Source organism: Ruminococcus sp. YE282, assembly GCA_900101355.1.
Lineage (GTDB): Bacteria > Bacillota > Clostridia > Oscillospirales > Acutalibacteraceae > Ruminococcoides > Ruminococcoides bromii_A.
In genome coordinates, this window is sequence record FMUV01000067.1 from 1 (window position 1) to 4,202 (window position 4,202).

At 44.9% G+C, this 4,202-nt stretch carries 6 protein-coding genes; 2 read left to right on the plus strand and 4 right to left on the minus strand.

From position 1 onward, the window contains the following. The 3 genes from BLP46_RS12505 to BLP46_RS12515 all read right to left on the minus strand — a co-directional run. The coding region (locus tag BLP46_RS12505) for a recombinase family protein (protein ID WP_167669277.1) at positions 1-1,160 on the minus strand (1,160 nt) is incomplete at its 3' end. A gap of 1 nt (position 1,161) precedes the next feature. Beyond that, positions 1,162-1,359 carry a transposon-encoded TnpW family protein gene (locus BLP46_RS12510; RefSeq protein WP_496047850.1) on the minus strand — a complete coding sequence of 66 codons (198 nt, stop codon included), beginning with the start codon at positions 1,357-1,359 and terminating at the stop codon, positions 1,162-1,164. A 163-nt stretch (positions 1,360-1,522) separates the two neighbouring features. Beyond that, positions 1,523-1,879, minus strand: coding sequence for a cysteine-rich VLP protein (locus tag BLP46_RS12515; RefSeq protein WP_092979360.1), 357 nt, complete (start codon positions 1,877-1,879; stop codon positions 1,523-1,525). Between the two features lie 142 nt (positions 1,880-2,021). Here BLP46_RS12515 and BLP46_RS12520 point away from each other — a divergent pair, with 142 nt between their 5' ends. Together BLP46_RS12520 and BLP46_RS12525 are read left to right on the plus strand one after the other, a co-directional pair. Then, positions 2,022-2,738, plus strand: coding sequence for a sigma-70 RNA polymerase sigma factor region 4 domain-containing protein (locus BLP46_RS12520; protein ID WP_143000505.1), 717 nt, complete (start codon positions 2,022-2,024; stop codon positions 2,736-2,738). 48 nt (positions 2,739-2,786) lie between these two features. Further along, positions 2,787-3,692, plus strand: coding sequence for a DNA gyrase inhibitor YacG (locus BLP46_RS12525; protein WP_092979364.1), 906 nt, complete (start codon positions 2,787-2,789; stop codon positions 3,690-3,692). A gap of 45 nt (positions 3,693-3,737) precedes the next feature. Here the strand turns inward: BLP46_RS12525 and BLP46_RS12530 are convergent, their stop codons facing one another. Next, the gene (locus BLP46_RS12530) at positions 3,738-4,115 is read right to left on the minus strand and encodes a TnpV protein (RefSeq protein WP_092979366.1); all 378 of its coding nucleotides are present in this window, start codon (positions 4,113-4,115) and stop codon (positions 3,738-3,740) included. Between the last annotated feature and the right edge of the window lie 87 nt (positions 4,116-4,202).

Here is a 4,202-nt window from a genome sequence, read left to right on the forward strand (position 1 = left end):
ATTGTTTCAAGCACCAGCGTTCGCAATACCGCCGACCTTATATAGTGGCTTTTGCATTCTTTGACGTACCTTTGATGTCCCAAGGTGTATGCAGAGCAGTCAAAGAAATCAGACGGATAGTTCCCTTTCTCCTTGTTGCCTCTGGAGCGGTGATTAAACATCTTCGCTCCGCAGTCGGCACAATAAACAAGACCAGTAAACGGATTCGCAACACCAAAAGTATCAATACGTTTCGGCGTTTTCCGCAGCTTCTGCGCAAGCTCCCACGTTTCACGGTCAACGATTGCTTCGTGGGTGTCCTTGAAAATCAGCCAATCCTCTTTTGGATTCTTGACAGGGCTTTTGTCTTTGTAGGATTCCTTATGAGAACGGAAGTTGACGGTATCGCCGCAATATTCCTGCTTGGCTATAATATTTCCGACGATATAACCGCTCCAACTATATGGGTGCGTAAATTCCTCTTTACTTTTCCATATACCGATTCCTCTTTTGGCAAAATAAACGGCGGGCGTTTCAACCTTGTCGTCAAAAAGAATACGAGCGATCTCATACGGTCCGTGTCCGTCAATCGTCAACCGAAAGATACGGCGGACAACCTCGGCGGCTTCCTCGTCAATCAGCCAATGGTATTTATCGTTAGGGTCTTTCCTGTAACCGTAAATTGCGCTGTTGGATGTCGGCTTGCCCGATTCACCTTTCACACGGATTGCCGTTTTCTGCTTACGGCTTAGATCGCGCAGATACCACTCGTTCATCACATTGAGGAACGGCGCAAACTCATTGCTGTTCTGATCATCGCTGTCTACGCTGTTGGCGATAGCGACAAAATGGACGTGGTATTGACGGAACAGTACCTCGGTGTAATAGCCGGTCTGCAAATAATCTCTGCCGATTCGGGACATATCTTTGACAAGAACGTGCGCAACCTTGCCTGATTCAATATCCGCAATCAGCCGTTTCCAAGCAGGACGGTCAAAGTTACCGCCCGAATAACCGTCGTCGGTATAGTGGACGAAGTTTTCATAGCCTCTTTGCCTTGCGCTGCTTTCGAGGTATGATTTTTGATTGATGATGGAGTTGCTGTCCCCGGCGAGTTCATCGTCACGGGACAGTCTCTCATACAGTGCCGTTATTTTTCCTTCAGTCTGTTTTGCTGCCATATCAGGCGCTCCTTTCAGACTGTCGGCTCATTTGTGGTAAATTGATTATACCACAAGCCTCGTCATTTTTAAAGGTTTCATTGCGAACAATTCGCAAAATTTTATCTTCCATTGTTTCGCCGTTCTCTTTGAAATACACTTTAACCTTATAGGTTGTAGAGCCGATACGGCGAATCATCGTTGTATAGTTGTTGGTCAATATATTACCTCCCATTGAATTTTGTAATTGATTTGTGTATAATAAAGGTCAGTCAGTTCCTTAATCTGTAACCCCTAAACTGAAACATTGATAAAAGCACCTTACCTACGCAAAAATGCTCCCCAAAAGCCGCTTAAACAGTGGCTTTCAGAGAGCAAAAGCGTTACATTTCAGCTTTATTCGCTCGGTGCTTTCTCACACGTTCTGCCGTTTGATGACGGCGAGCTTCTGTGGCACATTGCTCTGAACAATACGCCTTTCGTCCAACAGAAGCAAAGAGCTTGCCGCATTGCCGACACTTCTTTGTGGGTACGCCTTTGAATAGGGCGAACAACTCGGCGTCGGTAGGTAATACAGCTTGCTCGTAATACTTGCACAATTTGCTGTTGGTAAAGCCTACGCTGAACATATAGCACTCTGTTTCAAGCGGTAAGCAGCCATATTCTTTACTGTAGTTGGCACAACAGTTGGTAACGTGTTTTTTGATTCGTTTCTTCTCGCTGTTTGATAATTCTGCCATAGCGTTTCCTCCTTTTTTATTGATAGAAGTAATCTGAAATAAAGAAAACAGATTACCCCTCCATATATAGGAGAAATTCGGTACGGTTTGCGGAACTGTTTTTAGAAAAATTTTAAATAAATTTTGCGGGAGGTGATTTGTGGTGGATGATTACGAGGATATTTTGTCGGAACAGGAAGAAGAACAGTTCGCCGAGGCGTTAGCCGACGAACATCAAGCTGAATTGGAAGTACAGCTTGAACGTGACGAAGAACCGCCGCAGATCAACGAGCCACCCGAAACGAGAAAGCTGAAACGTGAATTGGAGCGTGAAGCGCTCTTACGAATTGAGAACGCCGCAAGGACAACCGATGACTTCAAAAAGGTAATCGCTTGGTGGAACAGGCTTGACAGTAACCGAGAGCGCAAGGAACGCTATCACGAGATCAGTCGGAGCGGTTTGGATATTCCGCTTGATTACGGCGCAAAGCTCGACGGCGAGATAATTCCTTACGATGTAAACGATGTCCTGATAAAGCAAATCCGCAAGGGCGATTATATTGACGCTATCTTTCATTGTCCCTTTGAGCTGAACGAATTGGTAACGGACGGAGATTTGTCTAAGATATTGGATAAGCTATCCGACGATCACAGGGAGATCATCTTTAATACAATAGTGAGAAATATGAGCACAAAGGCTCTTGGAGATGTTCGAGGTCAGACGGACAGAAATATCCGCAAGGTCAGAGCGACGGCGATAAAGAAAATACATAAATCGTTGCTCCGTGTATTACAGAGCCGAAAAGAAAACGGCATACCTCTTACACTTAACGAAAAGCTGTTAATCAAAAAAGCCCTTGACGATAACAAGGGCAGTTAGTATAATAGTAATATATTATTTTAGATTTAGATTACACGGGTGATAGTGATGAGTTTTCAGTTTGAACACTCCAATTCAACTTGGGTGCGGTACAGTGAATACGAATGGAAAGAAGCTACGGACGGCAGGCTGTATTTAACTCCCTGTGCCGACGCACAGCCGGATCTATACGATCCGCTGAAAGAGTATCGGCAGTTAGTCTTGGACGCTCTTTGTATCGGTCGCTTATGTATGAAGGAAGATCAGAACGACGAAGAAATACAAGCCGAGATAAAAGCCTTTGCCGAAAAGTACGGCTTATTCGGATTGATGACAGCGCTGCCGACTACCGCTTCCTTTATGGACTATGAAGCGGTATATCTGCCGAAGAATCAGTTGGTCAGGAAAGAAACGATGTCAACCGAGGAATACCTTTCCTTGTTCTTCCCGTTTGACAAGCTCGATCTAGTAAAGCGAGGCGTAGAATCCTTGTGGAACATTGAGGGCGATATAAAGATGATGGCGCTTGCTATGACAATGAGCAACGCTCCTATGGCGGTCAATATGTGCTTTCAGCGTCAGTATGCCGAGAGCTATGAATGGATGAAGCAGGCGTTTAAGGATTGGGCGTTCAATGCAACAACGGTGTTTTTCTATTATAACGACTACGATAATCTGAACGAAGATACCAAACAGATCATGCGTGAAAGTATAAAAGCGTTCGGCGGAAATGCGCCGACGTATCATATCGCCTTGCTTGAACATCCGACGTTGATATGGGATTTCCATTCTCTCTTGCTTGGCATACAAATGATGTTGTCCTTTATGCTGACGGATGAACACAATCCGCTTCGACTCTGCAAGCAGTGTATGAAGCCGTTTATTGCGTCCAGACCGAGCGCTATCTTTTGCAGCCCGAGGTGCAAAAATCAATATAACGTGTATAAGAACAGAGCAAAGGATAAAGACGAATAAACAAAACGCCCGCTGTCAATAAAAATCGCTGACAGCGGGCTTGCGTTATACATAGATGATTTCGTTCAAAACAATTTCTTCGGCTCGGTTGCGGATATTATTCATGCGGCGTACCCACGCCCATTGGTCGGCGGCTTTGAGCGCTTCGGTTACGCCTTCCTGCTTCGCCATAGCTTTTACAAGGCTATCCATCCGCTCGGTACATTCTTTCTCAACCTCTGCCAAATGTTCGGACAGTTTGCAAGAGGTAAGCAAGTTGGTGTAGATGATCGGGCGGTGCTGCTTTAGGTATCTCAACCGCAAATGCCCATACTTACCAATCACATATTCCTTTGCTTCGGGTAAAGATAGATTCGGGAGCAAATAATCTCCCTGTTGGCTGTATGTACCGCCAAGCTGTTCAAAAATAGTTTTCTGTTCCATAACAGGCTCCTTTCGTAGTAATAGGTTTACAGTGCGGATTGTAGATTATACTCCTTTCCTACAACTGCTTTTCAGTTTACCACAAAT